We start from the raw sequence: 20,968 nt of genomic DNA on the forward strand, positions 1-20,968 counted from the left end.
CGGCGATTATAAGCCGCAATGGCGCAGTCCCGTGAGGCCTAAACGATCAGTCGTCGCGCGATCCGCCGAAATACCCGCAACCGCGTTGCACCTGGCCGTTGATACGCAGTTCGGCACTCATGTGCTGGATGCTGCCAGTGCTGCTATCGACGCAACGTTGCGGTGCGACCCACAACTCGACGTGCTGATTGTTGGCTTCGGTGCTGAGGTTGAAACGGCCGTCGCCCAGTTGTTCTTCGACGTAGGGCACGGCGAGGGGAGGCTGACCGGCGCGGTCGATGACCATGCCTTTACCGCTGACTTTCACGCTCCATTCCGGGGCGTGGCCGGCGGCGCGCAGGATCAGTTGCTTGAAATTCGGATCGTCACACGCGCTGCCCGATCGTTCGACGCGGTACAGCTGCTCCAGATCGAGCTGGCCGTCACCGCCGCTGCCGGGCACAACCCGCCCGCGCACGTCGGCAAACAGCTTGCCCTGCTTATCCGCCAGGCTTGCGGCCTGTTGCAGAACGCTGGTACCGCCGGTGTCGTTGACCACATAGCGGTTTGCCTGGTTGCACGGCTGGAACACAAGTTTGCCGTCAGCCGCGGTCAACTGGCCTTGCATGCGTGTCTGGCCGACATGGGAGGCGCTCTGCCGCTCACCCTCGAACAACTGGCAAGCGGCGAACATCGGAAGCAGGGCAACGAGGACTAAGGAACGGGCAACACGCATCTTGGGGTCTCCTGACAAGTGCCGCCACGTTACTCAGGCTGACCGTTCACCACAAGACTGGAGTGGGTCTCTGGCACGGCAGAGGGCGATTTCCGGCAACATCTTGTGAATTGTTCCGATACCGAGTATCGGGATGCCAAAGGTAAGCTGCCGCTTTTTTTACAGGAGGCGGAGATGAAGAAGGCGATGGGCTGGAAGATCGGGTTGTTTCTGATGGTGATGACGGGGGCCACGGGCAGTCACGCTGCCGAGATCAATTTGTCTTCGGCAACCGACTTCACCCGCATGGAGTTACTGTTGAAGGATAGCGACAGACTTCATTCGGGATTTGAAATGAATGTCACGCTCAGTCCTGAAGCAACTGAACGTATGCAGCGCATTACCCGTGAGTCGGTAGGCCAGAATTTGACGCTGTCGATCAATGGTTGGACGGTCTCTACAGCGACAGTGCAATCGGTCTTGGGCGCGCAGTTCAGGGTGTCCATCCCGAAAGCTATCGCCAAAGACCTATTGCCCACGTTGGTTGATTGAGCTTGAACCGACTCAGCCAACGTGAAAGGTCTGACCCGTTTGTAGGCCTTCCACGCTTTTGGCGTAGGCCAAGGCCACATCTACCGCAGGAACCGGCTTGAAGCCGCGGAAGTACGGTGCGTATTTACCCATGGCCTCGACTAGCACGTTGGGGCTGATCGAGTTCACCCGCAGGCCACGTGGCAGCTCGATGGCGGCGGCGCGGACGAAACTGTCCAGCGCGCCATTGACCAGCGCTGCCGAGGCACCGCTGTAAATCGGATCGTGGCTGAGGACACCGCTGGTGAGGGTGAACGAGGCGCCGTCATTGGCGAATTCGCGGCCGATCAGCAGCAGGTTGACCTGGCCCATCAGTTTGTCTTTCAGGCCCAGGGCAAAGCTTTCTGCGGTCATTTCGTTGAGCGGCGCGAAGGTCACGTTGCCGGCGGCACACACCAGCGCATCGAATTTTCCGGTCTGCTCGAACAATTTGCGAATCGAGGCGCTGTCGCTGATGTCCACCTGAAAGTCGCCACTGGTACGACCGATGCGGATGATTTCGTGGCGTTGGGACAGCTCCTTGTCGACTGCCGAACCGATGGTGCCGTTTGCGCCGATCAAAAGAATTTTCATGGGGGTGATCCTCGTGTGGGTTGAACGAGGTTTTAGTTTAGGGTGGTTTTTTCTTGGGATAAGCGCACTAATAGGCAACCTTTGGTTTTCAAATGGAAACAATCCGTGAGCGAGATGGATGACCTGGCCGCATTCGCCGTATTGATCGAAGCGGGAAGTTTCACTCTGGCGGCGCAGCAGCTCGGTTGCAGCAAAGGCCAGTTGTCCAAGCGCATCAGCCAGCTGGAAGCGCAGTTTTCTGTGGTGTTGTTGCAACGGACCACCCGCCGTTTGAGCCTGACCGCGGCCGGGGCTGCGTTGTTGCCTCAGGCCCAGGCACTGGTGGTGCAAGTCGAGCGGGCGCGTCAGGCCCTGGCGCGTCTGAAGGACGATATGACTGGTCCGGTGCGGATGACGGTTCCGGTGTCGCTCGGGGAAACCTTCTTCGATGGCCTGTTGCTGGAGTTCTCCGCCAAATACCCTCAGGTGCAGATCGAACTGGAGCTCAACAACAGCTATCGCGAGCTGTCCCGTGACGGCTTCGACCTAGCGATTCGCTCGGACGTGGCCATTGACCAACGACTGGTGGCGCGTCCGCTGCTGGCGTGGCAAGAGTTGACCTGTGCCAGCCCGGCCTATCTGGAGCAATACGGTGAACCGCAAACACCCCAGGAGCTGGCCGGGCATCGCTGCCTGCTCAATAGCCATTACAGCGGCCGTGAAGAATGGCTGTATCACCAGCAGCACGAGTTATTGCGGGTGCGGGTGTCGGGGCCGTTCGCCAGCAACCACTACAACCTTTTGAAAAAAGCCGCACTGGTCGGCGCCGGTATTGCGCGCCTGCCATCCTACTGTTTGCCAACAGAACTGGCCGACGGGCGTTTGCGATGGCTCCTGCGCGATTATCAGACCCGCAGCATGCCGATGTACCTGGTGCATCCGTATCAGGGTGGGTTGCCCAAGCGCACGCAGGTGCTGGCGGATTATTTGATCGGGTGGTTCAAGCGCAGTGGGGAGGTGTTGGACCGCTTGTAATGGATTGCACAAAACCTGTGGGAGCGGGCTTGCTCGCGAATGCGGCGTGTCAGACAACAACAATGTCGACTGACCCTCCCTATTCGCGAGCAAGCCCGCTGCCACAAGGGATCTTCAACGTTGTGGAAAAGGTGCCAGGCATAAAAAAACGGCCTGCAAAGGCCGTTTTTTGTTTTACCGCAAAGGCTTAGCCGCCGAGGTACGCTTCGCGCACTTTCGGGTCGGTCAGCAGCGCTTCACCGGTGCCTTGCATCACTACCCGGCCGTTCTCCAGCACGTAGGCGCGGTCAGCGATCTTCAGCGCCTGGTTGGCGTTTTGCTCGACCAGGAACACGGTCACACCGTCCTTGCGCAGCTGTTCGATGATGTCGAAGATCTGCTGGATGATGATCGGTGCCAGGCCCAGGGAAGGTTCGTCGAGCAGCAACAGCTTGGGCTTGCTCATCAGCGCACGGCCGATGGCGAGCATTTGCTGTTCGCCGCCGGACATGGTGCCGCCACGCTGGCTGAAGCGTTCTTTCAGGCGCGGGAAAAGTCCGAGGACCTTGTCCATCTGTTCCTGATAATCGCCCTTGTCGGTGAAGAAACCACCCATGGAGAGGTTTTCTTCCACTGTCAGGCGGGAAAACACCCGACGACCTTCCGGCACCACGGCAATGCTCTTGCGCATGATATGCGAGGAGTCCTGGCCGACCAGTTCCTCACCCATGTAGCGGATGCTGCCGCTGTGGGCCTGCGGCGAACCGCAGAGCGTCATCAGCAGGGTCGACTTGCCGGCACCGTTGGCGCCGATCAGGGTCACGATCTCGCCCTGACGGACTTCGACGTTGACGCTGTGCAGGGCCTGGATCTTGCCGTAGAAGGTGGAAACGTTTTCGAACTGCAGCATTTACGCTTCCCCCAGGTAGGCTTTGATCACTTCAGGATTGTCGCGGATCTGTTCCGGCGTACCGTTGGCCAGGGGGGTGCCCTGGTTGATCACGACGATGTGGTCGGAAATGCTCATGACCAGTTTCATGTCGTGCTCGATCAGCAGCACGGTGACGTTGTGTTCTTCACGCAGCACACTGATCAGCGCCTTGAGGTCTTCGGTTTCCTTCGGGTTCAGGCCGGCGGCCGGTTCGTCGAGCATGAGGATCCGAGGGCGGGTCATCATGCAGCGGGCGATTTCCAGGCGACGTTGCTGACCGTAGGCCAGGGTGCCGGCCGGACGGTTGGCGAACTCCTTGAGGTGAACCTTGTCCAGCCAGTACTCGGCGTACTCCATGGCCTCGCGTTCGCTTCTGCGAAATGACGGGGTCTTGAACAGACCGGACAGGAAGTTGGTGTTCAAGTGACGGTGCTGTGCGATCAAGAGGTTCTCGACCGCGGTCATGTCCTTGAACAGCCGCACGTTCTGGAAAGTACGCACCACGCCTTTGAGGGCGATCTTGTGGCCGGGCAGGCCCTCGATGGCCTCGCCGTCCAGCAGGATGCTGCCGCCGCTCGGCTTGTAGAAGCCGGTCAGGCAGTTGAACACGGTGGTCTTGCCGGCGCCGTTGGGGCCGATCAGAGCCACGACCTGCTTTTCCTTCACGCTCAGGGCTACGCCGTTGACCGCCAGCAAACCGCCGAAGCGCATGCTCAGATTTTCTACTTTAAGGATCTCGCGGCTCATTTACGCAGCTCCATGTGAGGACGTTGCATGGGCAGCAGACCTTGAGGACGCCAGATCATCATCAGCACCATCAGGGCGCCGAACATCAACATGCGGTATTCGCTGAAGTCACGCATCAGCTCGGGCAACAGGATCATCACGACGGCCGCGAGGACCACGCCCAACTGCGAGCCCATGCCGCCCAGCACCACGATGGCGAGGATGGTGGCCGACTCGATGAAGGTGAACGACTCCGGCGTCACCAGACCCTGACGTGCGGCGAAGAAGCTACCGGCGAAACCGGCGAAGCAGGCGCCGAGGGTGAAGGCCGACAGCTTGATCACGGTCGGGTTCAGGCCCAGGGCACGGCAGGCGATTTCGTCTTCACGCAAGGCTTCCCAGGCACGACCGATCGGCATGCGCAGCAGGCGGTTGATCACGAACAGCGCGAACAGCGCCAGCAACAACGCAACGAGGTAGAGGAAAACCACCTTGCTGACGGGGTTGTAGGTCAGGCCGAAGTACTCGTGGAAGGTCTGCATGCCTTCGGCGGCCGTTCTATCGAAGCTCAGGCCGAACAGCGTCGGTTTGGGGATGTTGCTGATGCCGTTAGGTCCGCCGGTGAGGTCCGTCAGGTTACGCAGGAACAGACGGATGATCTCACCGAAGCCCAGGGTCACGATCGCCAGGTAGTCACCGCGCAAACGCAGTACCGGGAAACCCAGCAGGAAACCGAAGGTGGCCGCCATCAACCCGGCGATTGGCAGGCAGATCCAGAAGCTCAGGCCATAGTAGTGCGACAGCAGCGCATAGCTGTAGGCGCCCACCGCGTAGAAACCGACGTAGCCCAGGTCGAGCAACCCCGCCAGACCGACCACGATGTTCAGGCCCAGACCGAGCAGTACATAGATCAGAATCAGCGTGGCGATATCCACCGCACCGCGCGAGCCGAAGAACGGCCACACCAGAGCGACCACGATCAACCCCATGATGATCCAGCGTTGGGTGCTGGGCAGGGTCATGAAGTGGCTGACCTTCGGCGAAACCAGCGAGCCTTTCGGCGCTGACTTCATCATGGTGCTCCACTGCTTGTCGAACAGCACCCGCAGGAACATCAGCACCGAGCTGGCGGTGATGATGAACAGCGTAGAGGTACTGGCACCCAGTACTTCGAGGTTGATGCCGGCGATGGACAGTTTCAGACCGAGTACCGGATAGGCCACGGCCCAGACCAGCAGGGCGCTGAACAGCGCTTGTTTAAGATTCCTAGTCATACTTTCTCAATCTCCGGGCGCCCCAACAGGCCGGTTGGCCGGAATAACAACACCAGAACCAGAAGGCCGAAAGCCACCACGTCCTTGTACTGGTCACCGAATATATCGGCGCCGAATGCTTCGGCCACCCCCAGCACCAGACCACCGAGCATGGCGCCCGGAATGCTGCCGATGCCACCCAGTACCGCCGCGGTAAAGGCCTTGAGGCCCACCAGGAATCCGGCGTTCGGGTTGATCACGCCATACTGCATGCTGAGCAATACAGCCGCCACGGCCGCCAGGGCGGCACCGATAACGAAGGTCAGGGCGATGATGTTGTTGGTGTTGATGCCCAGCAGGTTGGCCATCTTGATGTCTTCGGCACAGGCCCGGCAGGCACGTCCCAGGCGTGAACGCGAGATGAACTGGGTGAGGCAGAGCATCACCACCAGGGTCACCACGAACACCAGGATCTGCATGTAGGAGATCAGCACTTCCTGTGCGCCGCCCGGACCGAAGCTGAAGCTGCCCGGAATCAGGTTGGGGATCGATTTGTCCTTGGAGTCCTGCGAGAGCAGTACGGAGTTTTGCAGGAAGATCGACATGCCGATGGCCGAGATCAGCGGGATCAGGCGGTTACTGCCCCGCAGGGGGCGGTAGGCGATCCGTTCGATGCTGTAGCCGTAGGCACTGGTTACAACGATGGTCGCCAGGAAAGCGGCGGTCATCAACAGTGGCAGAGAATGGATACCCAGCATGGCCAGTCCGGCAAGGACGATGAAGGCCACGTAGGAACCGATCATGTAGACCTCGCCATGGGCGAAGTTGATCATTCCAATAATGCCGTAAACCATTGTGTAGCCAATGGCTATAAGGGCATAGGTGCTGCCAATGGTCATCCCATTAACCAGCTGTTGGAAGAAGTGATAGATCTCAGGCATTACAACGCTCCTAAAAACCTGATACGCATTTCACTGGTGGAGTCATGTTCCGGCCCGGGCTGTGTGGTCTGTGGCCACCTTCGCACAAGCGTTTGCCAGCGAACCGCTGGTGACGGTTTTAAGATTTTCAGGTGAATCAGTTCCCGGATCACGGGACCCTGACCCATTAACCTCGTAAAACAAAGCCCACTGCTCGCGCAGTGGGCTCTATTACTTATGGAGCCAGTTTACTGAGGCGAAACTTCGGTCTTTGGTTTACCGAAGTGCCACTCGTAGACCACGAACTTGAAGTCCTTCAGGTCGCCCTTTTCGTCGAACGACAGGTCGCCGGTAGGGGTCTTGAAGGTGCCTTTGTGGATGGCTTCAGCCACCTTGGCGGTGTCTTCGCTCTTGGCGGACTTGATACCTTCGGCGATCACTTCAACGGCCGAGTAGGCCGGGAACACGAACGGACCGGTCGGGTCCTGCTTCTTGGCGGCGAACGCCTCAACCAGTGCCTTGTTGGACGGGTCCTGGTCGAAGGATTTCGGCAGGGTCACCAGCAGGCCTTCGGAAGCGTTCTGGGCAATTTGCGAGATGGAGTCGTTGCCGACACCTTCAGGCCCCATGAACTTGGCTTTCAGGCCTTTTTCCTGGGACTGGCGCAGGATCAGGCCCAGTTCCGGGTGGTAGCCGCCGTAGTAGACGAAGTCGACGTTGGCTTGCTTGAGCTTCTGGATGATCGAGGAGAAGTCCTTGTCACCGGCGTTGAGGCCTTCGAACACGGCAACCTTGACGCCTTTCTTCTCAAGGGTCTGTTTAACGGAGGTGGCGATGCCTTCACCGTATTGCTGTTTGTCGTGCAGCACAGCAACGATTTTCGGTTTTACGTGATCGGCAATGTAGTTACCGGCGGCAGGGCCCTGGGCGCTGTCCAGACCGATGGTGCGGAACACCATTTTGTAGCCACGATTGGTGATGTCCGGGCTGGTGGCAGCCGGGGTGATCATGATCACGCCTTCGTCTTCGTAGATGTCCGAAGCCGGTTGAGTGGAGCTGGAGCAGAGGTGACCTACAACGAATTTCACACCATCGTTGACCACTTTGTTGGCGACGGCCACGGCTTGTTTAGGGTCGCACGCGTCGTCGTATTCCTTGGCTTCGAGCATCTTGCCGTCGACGCCGCCCTTGGCGTTGATCTGCTCGATGGCCATCTTGGCGCCGATGAACTGCATGTCGCCGTATTGAGTGACCGGGCCGGTTTTAGGGCCGGCGATGCCGATCTTGATGGTGTCAGCTGCGAACGAATGGCTGGCAACCCCGGCCAGAACCATAGCGGCAAACAGTTTGGAAATCTGCTTAGTAGCCTTAGTCATAGTGCTCCACTCTTACTGTTGTAGTTTTTATAGTCCTGGCGCCTTGGGCAGCAGAACCGGGTCAGATATCTACGACATTCCCCGGAAAAGCCCCTCGGCAACTGTACCGGTACAGTGTAGAGCGCCGATTGTCGGCCTGGGAAGGCGGCGCCGGGGGGCAAAACCTGCAAGTGTCGCTTTATTGAAAGTAAAAGACAGAATTGCGGCGGGGGCGTTGAGGGGCTTATAGCCGGATTCAGTGCATTCCCTGGCTTTCCTGCGCTTTTCATTTCGGTCACTCAATTGCATCCGGGTTTTTCTGCCCGACCACCGACGTTATCATTCGCGTCGATTTCTTTTCCGGACAGTCCCATGAATCAAGAACCTAGCACCCTCTATGCCAAGCTGCTTGGTGAAACCGCATCTATTACCTGGAAAGAGCTGGAGCCGTTCTTCGCCAAGGGTGCCCTATTGTGGGTCGATCCCGGCCTGGATTTGATCGCCGCCGCCGAGGCCGTTGCCCAGGATGAAGGGGAGAAAGTGGCCGCCTGGCTGGCCGGCGACAAGCTCGCCAAGCTGTCTGAAACGCGGGCGTTGGATCTTTTTGAACGTGATCCGCAGTTGTGGGCGGTGGTTGTTTCGCCGTGGATTCTGATCCAGGAAAGGGCGCAGGCTTAAAAGGTCGCACCTTCTTGGTGCGCTCTTTTCAAGGAGAAAAGTGTGTAGCCGAGTAGCGTGATGGCATGTTGCCGTGGAGAAAGGCCACAGCTTCACGGTGACGTAAACGTAACGGGAACAGTTGGGAGGGCAACTGAACGGCTGCTCAATTGTTTCTGAATGTTGATATGTGCTGCTTTCAAAGCCGCCTTCGCGAGCAAGCCCGCTCCCACATTTAACCGTGTTCTTCCAGAAGGAATGCAGTCGAATGTGGGAGCGGGCTTGCTCGCGAATGGGGGCGACGTTTAGTAAGCAGTCTTGCCCGTATGGTTATTCAGCGAAATAACCTTGGTCTTGCCAATGCGGTGACGGTAGATCTCGCGCAGGTACTTGATTGCCTTCTTCACGCAATCGCGCGACAGGCGGATGTCGTTGATCGAGACGAATTTTTCCTTGTCGTTGATCAGCTCGCGGTACTTCTTCTCATACATCGGCTTGATCGCGTACCAGTTGGTATCGAGGATCTTCGCCGGGTTCTCGAACTCGTTGAGCAAGTCGTCGATGCGGCCTTCGTCGAACTCCTCCTGGACGATGAAGTCCAGGATCGAGTTGTCCAGGGTTTCGTCGAAACGGTACGCCGACTTCGCAAAGCAGCGCTTGATGAAGGCGACGATCAGCGTCAGGAAGTCGTCCGACAGGCACGGGCTCTTGGCGATCAGGGTGGTCAGCGACAGGTTGGCCGAGGCACCGATCACCAGTGCGTAGCGCTTGAGCGTGGTGTTGGGGAACAGGCTGTTGAGGTGAGTCTTCAACCGGTTCAGATCCATGTAGGACAGCTTGTAGTCCTTCGGCAAGGAAACGATCGACACCACCGACGAGCAATTCTTGAAGAAGTGCAGGTCATGCAGGGCCGCCGCGTCGTAGCCCGAGTTCTTGTATTGCTCCAGCGACGCACGATAGCGCTTGGATTCGATCGGCAACAGGCTGATGCCTTCGATGGCCTGGGTGACTTTGTTGAAGTGCGGCAGGTCGATCGAACGGAAGAACAGGTCGTCGATGTTCAGGCGCTGCGGCTCTTTCTCGAACACCTTGAATTTGTCGCTGCTCGGCGGCGGGGTTTCCGGCACCACTGACTCGGCATAGGCAATTGCCACCGGGCCGGCCAGGCTCATGAACAGGTCGTTGGCGTCCAGGCGGATGGTTTCACCGATGTCGATGCCGGCGCGACGGAAATAGTTCTGGTCGTAGTCGGTAGTAACCGCCTGGGCCGTCAGAATGTTGAAGATCTGCTGCGAGATGTATTGGTTGGCATGCTTTTCCATGGCATTGACATCAATGTTCTGGATATTGCCGTCATCGTTCTCTTCGGCGTAACGCATGATGTCGTTGGAAATCAGCATCATCGCGTTCCATGGGCGGATGCGGCCCATGACGCTGGCTTCGCTGCTGTCTTCGTTGGCGAAATTGTAGGAGAAGTCCCACTCTTCCGACAGGTATTTGCACAGCAGGCGGCCGGCGTTGATGTGCAGCGCCTCGGACATTTCACTGCGGTGATCGGAAATGTTCGGCAGTACACAGATGCCACTGGTGAAGATCGGTTCGAAGACGAAGGAATGGCCGCTCTTGCTGTCGTGCTCGTCCATCGGCTTGGTGTCGAACGTCTTGTTCATGTACGAGTGCTGCTGGGCCAGGCCGAACTCCGAGGCCATGCCCGAACCGGTACCGCCGCCGGCACTGAAGATCGAGAAATACAGGCGCGACTGGTTGGCCTTTATGCCGCAACTGTCGATCAGGTACGAGTGAATCATCTTCCAGTCTGGGCTGGAGAAACGCTGGGTGTCCTTGTTCAGGATGATCTTGGCCAGGTACTGGCCGAGGATCGGCGCGTTACCGGCGCCACCGGCGTGGACTTCCGACAAGTCCATGATCTTCATCTTGCTGTAGTCGCGCAGGAAGCCGCTTTTTTCGCCCTTGCGCGAGAAACGGATGCGTCCGGCAATGTCCTTGTCCAGGTCGCCGAGCATCACCAGTGGCTCGACCAGAAACACCGGCTTGGTGTTTTTGTTCTGGCCCAGGCGCAGGTTGTTGCGAATCCACTGGGCCGGGCTGTAGCCCTTTTCGGCAAAGCGCTTGTCCGGCGACAAGCGGTCTTCGTTATTGAATTCGTTGAGGTAGAACTTGCGGGCGTTGTACACCAGCTCCGCCACGTCCAACGCGATGTTCGAACCGCAGCGGCCCAGGCCGATCAGGCACACCGACGGGAATTCCTGATCGTTGTGCTGTTCGCTGTCGCCATCCAGATGGGGGGCGCGCGGGAACACCATGTCGCGCAGGCCGTCGAGGTTATCGAGGATGCGGTCGGTGTTGGTTTCGGTGAAGTACAGGTATTGCTGGGTCGCCAACGGACGGGATTGAATCAATGGCTTCGGTGATGACGGGCTGTTGGCCGCGGGGCTCAACGTCAGATCGGTTACCGCAGTGGCCGGGTTGTTTTTAGAAGTCATTGTTCGCCATCTACCTGGGCTGATTGGTTGGCCGACTCGCTGTCGTCGAACCGTCACGGAATAGAATCGCGTCTTTTTTCAGCGCGTACTTGGACCAAGCCTTGGTCTTTAGCCTGAGCATCACTCGGGGGGAATCCTTTCCTAAGTCATGATGAATCGGCCAGTATTCGGTGATCTTTAATCAAAAGGAGGCTAAATGATGTCAACGCTACCTTCGCTAGGGTTTGCCGGGATCGGCCTGATGGGGTTGCCGATGTGCCGGCGCCTGCTGGCCGCGGGTTATCCGCTGGCGGTATGGAATCGCAATCCGGACAAGTGCAAGCCGCTGGTGGAGGCAGGCGCACGCCAGGTCGCCAGCCCGGCCGAACTGTGCCAACACGCTGACGTGGTGATGTTGTGCCTGGCGGATACGTCGGTCGTACGCGAGGTCGTGTTTGGTCCGGCAGGTATTATCGAGGGGGCGAAAAAAGGCCAGCTACTGGTGGATTTTTCCAGCCTGGAGCCCAACGCCACGCGGGAAATGGCCGCAGAACTCGCCGGTAAAACCGGCATGGGCTGGCTCGACACGCCGGTGTCCGGCGGTGTGGTTGGGGCTGAAGCCGGGAGCCTGGCCATCATGGTTGGCGGTGACGTACAGGACCTGGAACGGGTCCGGCCTGTTCTGTTGAGCCTGGGGCAGCGTGTGACGCACATGGGTGGCGTCGGGGCTGGGCAGGTGACCAAGGCGTGCAATCAGATGATCGTCGCCTGCAATGCATTGGTGATTGCCGAAGTGGTCGCGCTGGCGGAGCGTTCGGGGGTGGATGCAAGCCTGATCGCCGAAGCGCTGGCTGGCGGCTTTGCCGATTCGAAACCGTTGCAGTTCCTGGCGCCGCAAATGGCTGAAAACCGTTTCGAGCCGGTCAAATGGCACGTGCGGACGTTGCTCAAGGATCTGGATTCAGCGGTGAAGTTTTCTCGTGAACAAGGCTCGGCGACACCGATCAGCGGTCTGGCCGCACAGTTGATGCGCCTGCATGGGAGTCAGGGATTCCTTGAGAAAGACCCGTCTACATTAGTGCAGATGTACCGTGAGCCAGGCTCAGCGTCGTGACGGTATAGGCGTGCTTGCGCTGGTTGATTTCGTTCAGCACCGGATGCAGTTCGGTCAATGGCACCGGCCGGCTCAGCAGGTAGCCCTGAACGAAGTCACAGCCGTGGTTTTCCAGGAATTGGTATTGCTCGAAGGTTTCGACCCCTTCGGTGACCACTTGCAGGTGCAGGGTATGGGCCATGACGATAATCGCCTGGACAATCTCCATGTCCTGGGTGGCCTTGGGGATGTCCTGGATGAATGAACGGTCGATTTTCAGCGTGTTGAGCGGCAAGCGCTTGAGGTAGGCCAGGGATGAATAGCCGGTGCCGAAATCATCGATCGACAACGAAACGCCGAGGGCGCGAATCTGTCGCAGCAACACCAGTGTGTTGGCGATATTGCCCATCAAGGCGTTTTCCGTGACTTCCAGTTCCAGCCGGTTGGGCGCCACACCGGCGACCCGCAATGCGTACTCGATTTCATCTGCCAGTTCTTCGCGTGCGAGGTTCAGCGGCGAGCAATTCACGGCGATCCTGAGGTCTTCGCAGCCTTTGCGCGACAACTCGCCCAGATCCTCGCAGGCCTTGCGCAGCACCCAGTTGTCCAGCTCGGCGATCAGGCCGTTGGCCTCGGCGATGGCGATAAAACGATCCGGTGCGAGTAAACCATGGACCGGGTGTTGCCAGCGAATCAGGGCTTCGAGCTTGCTGACCTGACCGGTCTTGAGGTCATAGATCGGCTGGTAATAGAGCATCAGGCCGGTGTCTTCACGCAGGGCGTGGCGCAATTCTTCTTCCAGCTGCAGCTCGAGTATGGCGCGGGTTTTCAGGTTGGCGCTGAAAAAGTTCAGCCCGTTGCGGCCGCTGCCCTTGGACTGATACAGCGCCAGGTCGGCGTTCTTCAGCAGTTCTTCACACGTCCTGCCGTCTTCCGGAAACAGACTGATGCCGATGCTGGTGGTCATGACCATGCGCCTGCCGGCCAGCTCGATGGGCTCCTTCATTTTCAGCATGATGCGTTGGGCCATATGCCGCGCCTCCTCACGATCATGCAGGTTGATGAGCAGGCAGAACTCGTCACCACCGAAGCGCGCGACCACATCCTCGTGACTGCGAATCGAGCTCTTGATGTGTTGGGCAAGCACTTTGAGCAGATCGTCACCGGCATCGTGGCCAAGGCTGTCGTTGATGCGTTTGAAATGGTCGATGTCCAGGAACATGACCGCCAGCATCCCGCCTTCGTTGGTTTTCTCCATGAGTTTTTCGGCGAAGATCTGGTTGAACCCGCGGCGGTTGATCAGGTTGGTCAACGGGTCGTAGTGCGCCACCTGTTGCAGTGACATGCGCGCCTGGTCCAGTTGGCTGACCAGGGAGTTGACCCGCTGCAGGTCGTTGTCCTTGTGTTGCAGTTTTTTGTCCGCGAGTGCCGCGCTGATGCTGCTGCCGATGATCAGCAGGGCTATGACCGTCACGGTCAGTGCCAGTTGCAGGTGGCTGTGTTCGCCGGTTTGCGCTGGCAGGCTGTCGCCGGGCAGCACCATGTTGAAGGCGGCCATCGCCGTGAGGTGCATGCTGAGGATGCCAGCCCCGAGCAACAGGCTGGCGCTGTATTTGAAGAGCTGATGCAGCATGCCGGTGCCGTCGCGCAGATACCATGCCAGCAACAAGGCTGCCAGCGCGGCACCGATTGCGATCGCGATGGAAAGGGCGAACAGGCCCGGATGGTAATAGACCTCGGCATTGGAGTGCATGGCCGTCATGCCCACGTAATGCATGGTCGCGATACCCAGGCCGATCCCGATCGATGCCTTGAGACACTGTTGCAAACTCAAATCAGGGAGGCTGAGGGTATGCATTGCCAGCCAGGCGGCGAGCAGTGCGATGGTTAGCGAGAACACCGTGACAGGCAGTTGGTAGTAAAGATCGATAGGCGCCTGGAATGCCAGCATCGCGACGAAGTGCATGGCCCAGATACTGCCAGCCAGGCATCCGCTGCCAACCCAGCGCCAGCGCGTCTGGGAAGCGGATTTTTCAGCGTGAGCAACCCGTTCGGCCATGTCCAGCGTCGCGAAACAGCCAACACAGGCGACCAGATAAGCCAGCAGCACCAGAAAAGGGTCATGTGTGCAATTAAGTATGACCTGCCCACTCTCTGGTAGCTCGGTAAGGAAATGCAAACCAAGCCATTCCATAGCATGCCCCATTGTTATCCTCAGGCTGGCGCAAGGAGCGCCGGCGAATGCCTTGGAGTATAGAGGGCATGGATGGAGCGCAAGCGATAGTGGCACATTGGCACTAATGATTTTGGCATTAGCCTAATAGCGATTCGTGCTATTGCTCAGGCGATTTGCTTCTGAGGCGTCTCGAACGCGGGTTGCAGGGCCGGCAAGCCGAAAGCGGCACGGGCCGCGTCGCAATCGGGATTGGCCACGCCATCGACCCATGAAGCCTCGAACTCCCGGCAAGTGCTGGAGCGTTTTTCGTAAATCGAACATTGCACCGTACTGCCCACGTCTCCCACCAGGCTGGTGCAGCGTACGGGTTTGCAGCCGGTGCCGAGCATCGCGACCCGACTGGGGCTGATCTGCTCGACAAGCTCATCGGGTACCGTTCCCCCGGACGAAGCGCATTCACCCCAGAAAAATGACACGCGAAAATGAGAACAGCAGGCACCGCAATTCAGACACGGACTGGCTTCGGACATGGGCGATTATCGTAAGGAAGAGTGGAGACGCAGGGAGGGGCAAGGCCGCTATTCTAGGCTTCGCCAACGGCTTGGGAAGGGGGGGCGAAAGGTATTTTTCATCGGCCGGACGAGCTGCGAAATGCCCACCCTGCGAACGCTGTATCTCCTGTGGGAGCGGGCTTGCTCGCGAAGGCGGTCTGTCAGTCACCGCCTGTATTGAATGTGCCGGCCTTTTCGCGAGCAAGCCCGCTCCCACAGGTTGTGCGCCATGGGTTGGTATCAGCCTGGCGAATAATGACAGACAGTTATGGCCGGCCTGTCTAGATTGCAAAGTCCGGGGGCAGTGACGCCCCAAAAACAATAAAAGAGACGGACCCATGCAGAACTCGACCCAAGCGGCGAATGCCTGGCGCATTCTGTTCCTGTTGTTCCTGGCCAACCTGTTCAATTTTTTCGACCGCACCATCCCGGCCATTATCATCGAGCCCATTCGCATGGAATGGCACCTCAGTGACTTCCAGTTGGGGATCATCGGTACGGCATTCACCATCGTCTATGCGATTGCCGGCCTGCCGTTGGGGCGCATGGCCGATACCGGCTCGCGCAGCAAGCTGATGGGCTGGGGGCTGGCGGTGTGGAGCGGGCTGACGGCCGTTAACGGTATGGTGGGCAGTTTCTGGAGTTTCCTGGTCGTGCGCATGGGCATCGGCATCGGCGAGGCCAGTTATGCGCCGGCCGCCAACTCGCTGATCGGCGATTTATTCCCCGCTCACCGCCGGGCGCGGGCCATGGGGATTTTCATGCTGGGGCTGCCATTGGGGTTGTTGCTGGCGTTCTTCACCATCGGCGCGATGGTCAAGGCCTTCGATAGCTGGCGCGCGCCGTTCTTTATCGCGGCGGTACCCGGGCTGATCCTCGCGATCTTCATGTTTTTCATCAAGGAGCCGAAACGCGGCGCCGCCGAGAGTGTTCAGGTTTCGCAGGAAAAGATCGATCGGCCGATCCGTCGGGTATTGGCTGTGCCGACCTTCCTGTGGCTGGTGATGGCCGGTCTGTGTTTCAACTTCGCCACTTATGCCTGCAACTCGTTTCTGGTGCCGATGCTGCAACGGTATTTCCTGATGCCATTGCAGGAAGCTGCGGTCGCTACCGGGGTTATTGTCGGCGTGACCGGGCTGTTCGGCCTGACTCTGGGGGGCTGGATCGCGGACAAGATTCACCAACGGGTCGCCAATGGGCGATTGTTGTTTGCGGCCTTCAGCCTGATGATTTCGACGCTCTGCACCGCGTGGGCGCTGCATTCCGGGCGCATCGAAATCGGAGTGTTTGTCGCTGTATTCAGTGTCGGCTGGCTGTTTGCCTACAACTTCTACACCTGCGTGTACACGGCGATTCAGGATGTGGTCGAGCCGCGGTTGCGGGCAACGGCGATGGCGCTGTTCTTTGCCGGGCTGTATCTGTTGGGCGGTGGCCTGGGGCCGGTGGTGGTCGGGGCCTTGTCGGATCACTTTGCCCACTCGGCGATGCTGGCGGCCGGTGCCGGGCAGATGACCGAAGCCTTCAAGGCGGTCGGCCTGCATGATGCGATGTACCTGATTCCGGTGGCGCTGTTGTTCACCGTGGTGTTTCTGTTCCTGGCTTCGCGGTGTTTTGTGCGCGATGCCAAGCGGATGAAGGAAGGGTTGGTGGCGGTGGGTGAGGCTGAAGGTTCTGTGGTGACTGCCTGATCGCCTTCGCGAGCAAGCCCGCTCCCACAGGTTCTGTGTACGACGCGGACACTGTGGGAGTGGGCTTGCCCGCGAAGAGGCCATCAGCAGCACTACTGAAATTGAAGCAAACAAAAAGGCCCGCATCGCTGCGGGCCTTCTTTTTATAGCGGTGGAGTAGGGAAGTTAACCCGCCACCAGCACCCGGATCGCTTCCAGTCGCAGCGCAGCCTTGTCGAGCATGGCCAGGCCTTGCTCGCGTTGATTGCGCAGGGCCACCAGTTCGCTGTCGCGCACGGTCGGGTTGACCGCTTGCAACGCGGTCAGGCGCGCCAGTTCTTCTTCGGTATCGGCGGCCAGGCGACGCTGCGCCTCGGCGACACGTTCAGTGTGACGAGGCAGGATCTTCGCTTCACCGGCATTGATCCGTGGCGTCAACTGGTCACGCTGGGCCTGGATGAACTTGTTGGCGCTGGCACGCGGCACGCTTTCAAGCTGATCGTTCAAGGTTTCGAACGAAACGCGGGACGACAAATCGTTGCCGTTGGTATCAAGCAAGCAGCGCAGGGCGGCCGGTGGCAGGTAGCGGCCCAGTTGCAGCGAACGCGGGGCAACCACTTCGCTGACATACAACAGTTCCAGCAACACGGTACCCGGCTTAAGCGCTTTGTTTTTGATCAACGCCACGGCGGTATTGCCCATGGAACCGGACAGCACCAGATCCATGCCGCCCTGCACCATCGGGTGCTCCCAGGTAATGAATTGCATGTCTTCGCGAGACAGCGCCTGGTTGCGGTCGTAAGTAATGGTCACGCCTTCGTCATCGCCCAGCGGGAAGCTGGCGTCGAGCATTTTTTCGCTCGGCTTGAGGATCAGGGCGTTTTCCGAATGGTCTTCGCTGTCGATGCCAAAGGCGTCAAACAGGGTTTCCATGTAGATCGGCAGCGCGAACTGGTCGTCTTGCTCAAGGATATCTTCCACCAGCGCATCGCCTTCACCCGCGCCACCGGAGTTCAGCTCCAGCAAACGGTCACGGCCGGTGTGCAGCTCGGCTTCCAGGCGCTCACGCTCAGTGCGGGCTTCGTCGATCAGCGCTTGCCACTCGCTATCGTCGGCTTCTTCGAGCAGCGGCAGCAGGCGCGGGCCGAACTGGTGCTGCAGGGCGTTGCCGGTCGGGCAGGTATTGAGGAACGCGTTCAGCGCTTCGTGGTACCACTGGAACAGACGCTCTTGCGGGCTGGTTTCCAGATACGGCACGTGCAGTTCGATGATGTGCTTCTGGCCGATCCGGTCCAGTCGACCGATGCGTTGTTCCAGCAGATCCGGGTGGGACGGCAGGTCGAACAGCACCAGGTGATGGGAGAACTGGAAGTTGCGACCTTCACTGCCGATTTCCGAGCAGATCAGCACTTGCGCGCCGAACTCTTCGTCGGCGAAGTAGGCGGCGGCGCGGTCACGTTCGAGGATGTTCATGCCCTCATGGAACACCGTGGCCGGGATGCCGGAACGCACGCGCAGGGCGTCTTCCAGGTCCATGGCGGTTTCGGCATGGGCGCAGATCACCAGTACTTTGGTGCGCTTGAGCATCTTCAACTGATCGATCAGCCACTCGACGCGCGGGTCGAATTTCCACCAGCGATCTTCTTCGCTGGCGTCCGGCTGGGCCTGGAAGCTGACTTCCGGGTACAGCTCGGCGTGATCGCCCAGCGGCAGTTCGAGGTATTCGTCCGGGCACGGCAGCGGGTACGGGTGCAGCTTGCGCTCCGGGAAGCCTTGCACGGCGGCGCGGGTGTTGCGGAACAGCACGCGGCCGGTGCCGTGACGGTCGAGCAGTTCACGCACGAGGCGGGCGCTGGCTTCGGTGTCGCCATCGTTGACGGCGGCCAGCAGGGCTTCGCCTTCGTTGCCGAGGAAACCGTGGATGGTCTTGTGGGCTTGCGGCGACAGGCGTCCCTGATCCAGCAACTCCTGAACGGCCTCGGCCACCGGGCGATAGTTTTCGCTCTCGGCGCGGAAGGCTTGCAGGTCATGGAAACGGTTCGGGTCGAGCAGGCGCAGACGGGCGAAGTGGCTGTCCTGGCCCAGTTGTTCCGGGGTGGCCGTCAACAGCAGCACGCCAGGAATGGTTTCGGCGAGTTGCTCGACCAGCGAGTATTCAGGGCTGACCTGGTCTTCGTGCCACACTAGGTGGTGCGCCTCGTCGACCACCATCAAATCCCAGCCCGCCGCGAACAGTGCGTCCTGGGCTTTCTCGTCGTCTACCAGCCACTCAAGCGCTACCAGCGCGAGTTGGGTGTCTTCGAACGGGTTGCTGGCATCGCTTTCGATGAAGCGCTCTTCGTCGAACAGCGCGACCTGCAGGTTGAAGCGGCGGCGCATCTCAACCAGCCACTGGTGCTGCAGGTTCTCCGGAACCAGGATCAGCACACGGCTGGCGCGGCCCGAGAGCAATTGGCGATGGATCACCAGGCCGGCTTCGATGGTTTTGCCCAGGCCCACTTCGTCGGCCAGCAGAACCCGTGGCGCGATACGGTCGGCGACTTCGCGGGCAATGTGCAACTGGTGCGCGATGGGTTGCGCACGCACGCCGCCCAGGCCCCACAGCGAGGACTGCAATTGGCGGCTGGTGTGTTCCAGGGTGTGATAACGCAGGGAAAACCAGGCCAGCGGGTCGATCTGGCCGGCGAACAGACGGTCGCTGGCCAGGCGGAACTGGATGAAGTTCGACAACTGGGTTTCCGGCAGGGTGACCACTTCGCTCTGCCCGTTGAGGCCGTGGTAAACCAGCAGGCCATCAATGTCGTCGACTTCGCGTACGGTCAGTTTCCAGCCTTCGAAGTGAGTGATGGTGTCACCCGGCGAAAATCGCACGCGGGTCAGAGGCGCATTCCGTAGCGCGTACTGGCGGGTGTCGCCAGTGGCCGGGTAGAGCACGGTCAACAAGCGGCCGTCCTGTGCCAGAACGGTGCCTAAACCCAGCTCGGCTTCGCTGTCACTGATCCAGCGTTGCCCCGGTTGATACTGCTGCGCCATGCTGCCTGACTCCCACCTTGAAAAAGCGGGCTATCTTAACGGAATGAGCGCTTCAGGGCCAAAGGACTCTCAGAAAAACTCACAGTCTTACGTTAGCCTACCTACGCTGGGATCGCCCTTAAGTGCACCTTTGAGTGCCAATTGAGTCACAGTTTGCGACCGATGGCTCAAGTCGCCATCCCCGCAGCCGACAGCTTGCTGACAGGAGACTGAAAACCATGCTGCCACCGATGCTCCCCTTGAGTGCCGTGCCGATCACTTCACAAACTGACCCGATACGCCAGCGTCCGGATATTCCACCGGTGGTGCCGGTGCAGGAAAGCTCCAGTGAAAGCACCATTGACCTGCAAAAGCGCAATCCTGAAGAGGACGGGTTGGTGCTGCGCGAGGAACAGCGCCGCAGGCAGGAGCAGGAGCGGCGCCGCCGCGAAGCCGACAATGACCCCGAGGCGCATATGGCGATTCCCGGGGATGAACTCAATGCCGACAATACGGTACCGGTGGCGCCACTGATGGAAGATCAGCCGCGGCAGGGGCTATGGGTCGATATCGAGATTTGACTGTGCGGCTGGTCAGCGCGACCATCAGGCCGCATTATTGATGCAGGGTTGCCGAACGCTACGGTGGCTGAAACTCATTTCAAACGATGCACTGACCGCCATGAGCCAAGACGACAAACTGATTGACCTCAATGCTGAACGCGCCAAGCGTATTCATGACCTCAATGACAAGCGGCTCAATGAAGTTCGCCAGGCGTTCGAGCAGGCCATGCCGTTGGGCAAGGCAAAGAAAAAACCGAAAAACAAACCAAAAAAGCGCTGAATCCCCCCGCATTTATTGATGCGGGTCAATCTTTCCCCTTCCTCTTGCCCAGTCTTGGGCGACATTGATCCCGGTCAATATTCTCTCCTGCCTGTTTGGTTAACTTAGCCCTATCGCAACAGGGCAAGTGCAGGAGACGCGTCATGTTTTTCGACAACGTGGTGATCGCCGGGGTGCTGACTGTCAGCCTCATGTTTGTGTTTTTTGCAGGGTTCGGACTTTTTATCTGGAAGGATTCGCACAAGCGGAAATAACCGTGGTTCTTTCTGGGTGTAATGAGCACGCAAGGCATTTTGGGCAACTTCGGTTGCCCTTTTTTTTGCGCGTGTTTCGAGGATGTAAACAAGATAAATGTGGGAGCGGGCTTGCTCGCGAAGGCGGCTTCACATTCAACAAAGATGTTGACTGATCCAGCGCCTTCGCGAGCAAGCCCGCTCCCACATTGGTTCT

19 protein-coding genes are annotated in these 20,968 nt (G+C 59.1%); 8 read left to right on the top strand and 11 right to left on the bottom strand.

Translation table 11 applies throughout. The features are described 5' to 3' along the window. Positions 1-46 precede the first annotated feature (46 nt). Complete coding sequence (locus PMI28_RS01690) at positions 47-715, bottom strand: COG3650 family protein (protein ID WP_007992406.1); 669 nt, start codon at positions 713-715, stop codon at positions 47-49. 174 nt (positions 716-889) lie between these two features. Between PMI28_RS01690 and PMI28_RS01685 the strand changes: the two genes are divergently transcribed. Next, positions 890-1,246, top strand: a complete 357-nt coding sequence (locus tag PMI28_RS01685) for a hypothetical protein (RefSeq protein WP_007992407.1) — start codon at positions 890-892, stop codon at positions 1,244-1,246. Between the two features lie 12 nt (positions 1,247-1,258). On the opposite strand, the gene PMI28_RS01680 is transcribed toward PMI28_RS01685, so the two are convergent. After that, positions 1,259-1,858 (bottom strand): short chain dehydrogenase, encoded by a 600-nt coding sequence (locus tag PMI28_RS01680; RefSeq protein WP_007992408.1) that lies wholly within the window; start codon positions 1,856-1,858, stop codon positions 1,259-1,261. A gap of 105 nt (positions 1,859-1,963) precedes the next feature. On the opposite strand from PMI28_RS01680, the gene PMI28_RS01675 reads away from it, so the two are divergent. Beyond that, a complete protein-coding gene (locus PMI28_RS01675) occupies positions 1,964-2,872 on the top strand; it encodes a LysR family transcriptional regulator (protein WP_033063614.1) in 909 nt (302 codons plus the stop codon). Positions 2,873-3,059: 187 nt separating this feature from the next. Here PMI28_RS01675 and PMI28_RS01670 read toward each other — a convergent pair whose 3' ends face one another. From PMI28_RS01670 to PMI28_RS01650, 5 genes are all read right to left on the bottom strand, one after another. Next, positions 3,060-3,761 carry an ABC transporter ATP-binding protein gene (locus PMI28_RS01670; protein ID WP_007992410.1) on the bottom strand — a complete coding sequence of 234 codons (702 nt, stop codon included), beginning with the start codon at positions 3,759-3,761 and terminating at the stop codon, positions 3,060-3,062. After that, positions 3,762-4,529, bottom strand: a complete 768-nt coding sequence (livG, locus tag PMI28_RS01665) for a high-affinity branched-chain amino acid ABC transporter ATP-binding protein LivG (RefSeq protein ID WP_007992411.1) — start codon at positions 4,527-4,529, stop codon at positions 3,762-3,764. Beyond that, on the bottom strand, positions 4,526-5,782 hold the full coding sequence (locus PMI28_RS01660; protein ID WP_007992412.1) for a high-affinity branched-chain amino acid ABC transporter permease LivM: 1,257 nt from the start codon (positions 5,780-5,782) through the stop codon (positions 4,526-4,528). The genes livG and PMI28_RS01660 overlap by 4 nt, the downstream gene beginning before the upstream one ends. After that, positions 5,779-6,702 carry a high-affinity branched-chain amino acid ABC transporter permease LivH gene (gene livH / locus PMI28_RS01655; protein WP_007992413.1) on the bottom strand — a complete coding sequence of 308 codons (924 nt, stop codon included), beginning with the start codon at positions 6,700-6,702 and terminating at the stop codon, positions 5,779-5,781. Before livH ends, PMI28_RS01660 begins: the two co-directional genes overlap by 4 nt. Positions 6,703-6,929: 227 nt before the next feature. Then, complete coding sequence (locus PMI28_RS01650; RefSeq protein WP_007992414.1) at positions 6,930-8,057, bottom strand: branched-chain amino acid ABC transporter substrate-binding protein; 1,128 nt, start codon at positions 8,055-8,057, stop codon at positions 6,930-6,932. Between the two features lie 351 nt (positions 8,058-8,408). On the opposite strand from PMI28_RS01650, the gene PMI28_RS01645 reads away from it, so the two are divergent. Then, a complete protein-coding gene (locus tag PMI28_RS01645; RefSeq protein WP_007992415.1) occupies positions 8,409-8,714 on the top strand; it encodes a DUF2288 domain-containing protein in 306 nt (101 codons plus the stop codon). Positions 8,715-8,998: 284 nt separating this feature from the next. Here PMI28_RS01645 and PMI28_RS01640 read toward each other — a convergent pair whose 3' ends face one another. Then, positions 8,999-11,197, bottom strand: a complete 2,199-nt coding sequence (locus PMI28_RS01640) for a hypothetical protein (RefSeq protein WP_007992416.1) — start codon at positions 11,195-11,197, stop codon at positions 8,999-9,001. 196 nt (positions 11,198-11,393) lie between these two features. Between PMI28_RS01640 and PMI28_RS01635 the strand changes: the two genes are divergently transcribed. Further along, positions 11,394-12,290, top strand: coding sequence for an NAD(P)-dependent oxidoreductase (locus PMI28_RS01635; RefSeq protein ID WP_007992417.1), 897 nt, complete (start codon positions 11,394-11,396; stop codon positions 12,288-12,290). On the opposite strand, the gene PMI28_RS01630 is transcribed toward PMI28_RS01635, so the two are convergent. After that, positions 12,247-14,463 carry a putative bifunctional diguanylate cyclase/phosphodiesterase gene (locus PMI28_RS01630; protein ID WP_274517547.1) on the bottom strand — a complete coding sequence of 739 codons (2,217 nt, stop codon included), beginning with the start codon at positions 14,461-14,463 and terminating at the stop codon, positions 12,247-12,249. The two genes, PMI28_RS01635 and PMI28_RS01630, sit on opposite strands and share 44 nt — an antisense overlap. 146 nt (positions 14,464-14,609) lie before the next feature. Then, the gene (locus PMI28_RS01625; RefSeq protein WP_007992419.1) at positions 14,610-14,975 is read right to left on the bottom strand and encodes a YkgJ family cysteine cluster protein; all 366 of its coding nucleotides are present in this window, start codon (positions 14,973-14,975) and stop codon (positions 14,610-14,612) included. Between the two features lie 359 nt (positions 14,976-15,334). Between PMI28_RS01625 and PMI28_RS01620 the strand changes: the two genes are divergently transcribed. Then, positions 15,335-16,684 carry a spinster family MFS transporter gene (locus tag PMI28_RS01620; protein WP_007992420.1) on the top strand — a complete coding sequence of 450 codons (1,350 nt, stop codon included), beginning with the start codon at positions 15,335-15,337 and terminating at the stop codon, positions 16,682-16,684. Between the two features lie 165 nt (positions 16,685-16,849). Here PMI28_RS01620 and rapA read toward each other — a convergent pair whose 3' ends face one another. Continuing rightward, the gene (rapA, locus tag PMI28_RS01615; RefSeq protein WP_007992421.1) at positions 16,850-19,696 is read right to left on the bottom strand and encodes an RNA polymerase-associated protein RapA; all 2,847 of its coding nucleotides are present in this window, start codon (positions 19,694-19,696) and stop codon (positions 16,850-16,852) included. Positions 19,697-19,914: 218 nt separating this feature from the next. Here rapA and PMI28_RS01610 point away from each other — a divergent pair, with 218 nt between their 5' ends. The 3 genes from PMI28_RS01610 to ccoM all read left to right on the top strand — a co-directional run bounded on the left by PMI28_RS01610 (position 19,915) and on the right by ccoM (position 20,772). Continuing rightward, entirely contained in the window at positions 19,915-20,256 is a 342-nt protein-coding gene (locus tag PMI28_RS01610) for a hypothetical protein (RefSeq protein ID WP_007992422.1), read from the top strand. Between the two features lie 100 nt (positions 20,257-20,356). Beyond that, positions 20,357-20,518, top strand: a complete 162-nt coding sequence (locus PMI28_RS30830) for a hypothetical protein (protein WP_007998358.1) — start codon at positions 20,357-20,359, stop codon at positions 20,516-20,518. Positions 20,519-20,661: 143 nt separating this feature from the next. Then, positions 20,662-20,772, top strand: coding sequence for a cytochrome c oxidase subunit CcoM (gene ccoM, locus PMI28_RS31485; RefSeq protein WP_007976669.1), 111 nt, complete (start codon positions 20,662-20,664; stop codon positions 20,770-20,772). Positions 20,773-20,968 lie beyond the last annotated feature (196 nt).

It is taken from the genome of Pseudomonas sp. GM48 (assembly GCF_000282335.1).
In the GTDB taxonomy this organism is placed as follows: Bacteria; Pseudomonadota; Gammaproteobacteria; order Pseudomonadales; family Pseudomonadaceae; genus Aquipseudomonas.

Excerpts from the sequence above, each read along its gene's own strand:
- rapA (WP_007992421.1), bottom strand. The coding sequence starts at position 19,696 with ATGGCGCAGCAGTATCAACCGGGGCAACGCTGGATCAGTGACAGCGAA.
- PMI28_RS01660 (WP_007992412.1), bottom strand. The coding sequence starts at position 5,782 with ATGACTAGGAATCTTAAACAAGCGCTGTTCAGCGCCCTGCTGGTCTGG.
- PMI28_RS01685 (WP_007992407.1), top strand. The coding sequence starts at position 890 with ATGAAGAAGGCGATGGGCTGGAAGATCGGGTTGTTTCTGATGGTGATG.
- PMI28_RS01650 (WP_007992414.1), bottom strand. The coding sequence starts at position 8,057 with ATGACTAAGGCTACTAAGCAGATTTCCAAACTGTTTGCCGCTATGGTT.
- PMI28_RS01630 (WP_274517547.1), bottom strand. The coding sequence starts at position 14,463 with ATGGAATGGCTTGGTTTGCATTTCCTTACCGAGCTACCAGAGAGTGGG.
- livG (WP_007992411.1), bottom strand. The coding sequence starts at position 4,529 with ATGAGCCGCGAGATCCTTAAAGTAGAAAATCTGAGCATGCGCTTCGGC.
- PMI28_RS01690 (WP_007992406.1), bottom strand. The coding sequence starts at position 715 with ATGCGTGTTGCCCGTTCCTTAGTCCTCGTTGCCCTGCTTCCGATGTTC.
- PMI28_RS30830 (WP_007998358.1), top strand. The coding sequence starts at position 20,357 with ATGAGCCAAGACGACAAACTGATTGACCTCAATGCTGAACGCGCCAAG.
- PMI28_RS01680 (WP_007992408.1), bottom strand. The coding sequence starts at position 1,858 with ATGAAAATTCTTTTGATCGGCGCAAACGGCACCATCGGTTCGGCAGTC.
- PMI28_RS01670 (WP_007992410.1), bottom strand. The coding sequence starts at position 3,761 with ATGCTGCAGTTCGAAAACGTTTCCACCTTCTACGGCAAGATCCAGGCC.
- PMI28_RS01640 (WP_007992416.1), bottom strand. The coding sequence starts at position 11,197 with ATGACTTCTAAAAACAACCCGGCCACTGCGGTAACCGATCTGACGTTG.
- PMI28_RS01620 (WP_007992420.1), top strand. The coding sequence starts at position 15,335 with ATGCAGAACTCGACCCAAGCGGCGAATGCCTGGCGCATTCTGTTCCTG.
- PMI28_RS01610 (WP_007992422.1), top strand. The coding sequence starts at position 19,915 with ATGCTGCCACCGATGCTCCCCTTGAGTGCCGTGCCGATCACTTCACAA.
- PMI28_RS01645 (WP_007992415.1), top strand. The coding sequence starts at position 8,409 with ATGAATCAAGAACCTAGCACCCTCTATGCCAAGCTGCTTGGTGAAACC.
- PMI28_RS01625 (WP_007992419.1), bottom strand. The coding sequence starts at position 14,975 with ATGTCCGAAGCCAGTCCGTGTCTGAATTGCGGTGCCTGCTGTTCTCAT.
- livH (WP_007992413.1), bottom strand. The coding sequence starts at position 6,702 with ATGCCTGAGATCTATCACTTCTTCCAACAGCTGGTTAATGGGATGACC.
- ccoM (WP_007976669.1), top strand. The coding sequence starts at position 20,662 with ATGTTTTTCGACAACGTGGTGATCGCCGGGGTGCTGACTGTCAGCCTC.
- PMI28_RS01635 (WP_007992417.1), top strand. The coding sequence starts at position 11,394 with ATGATGTCAACGCTACCTTCGCTAGGGTTTGCCGGGATCGGCCTGATG.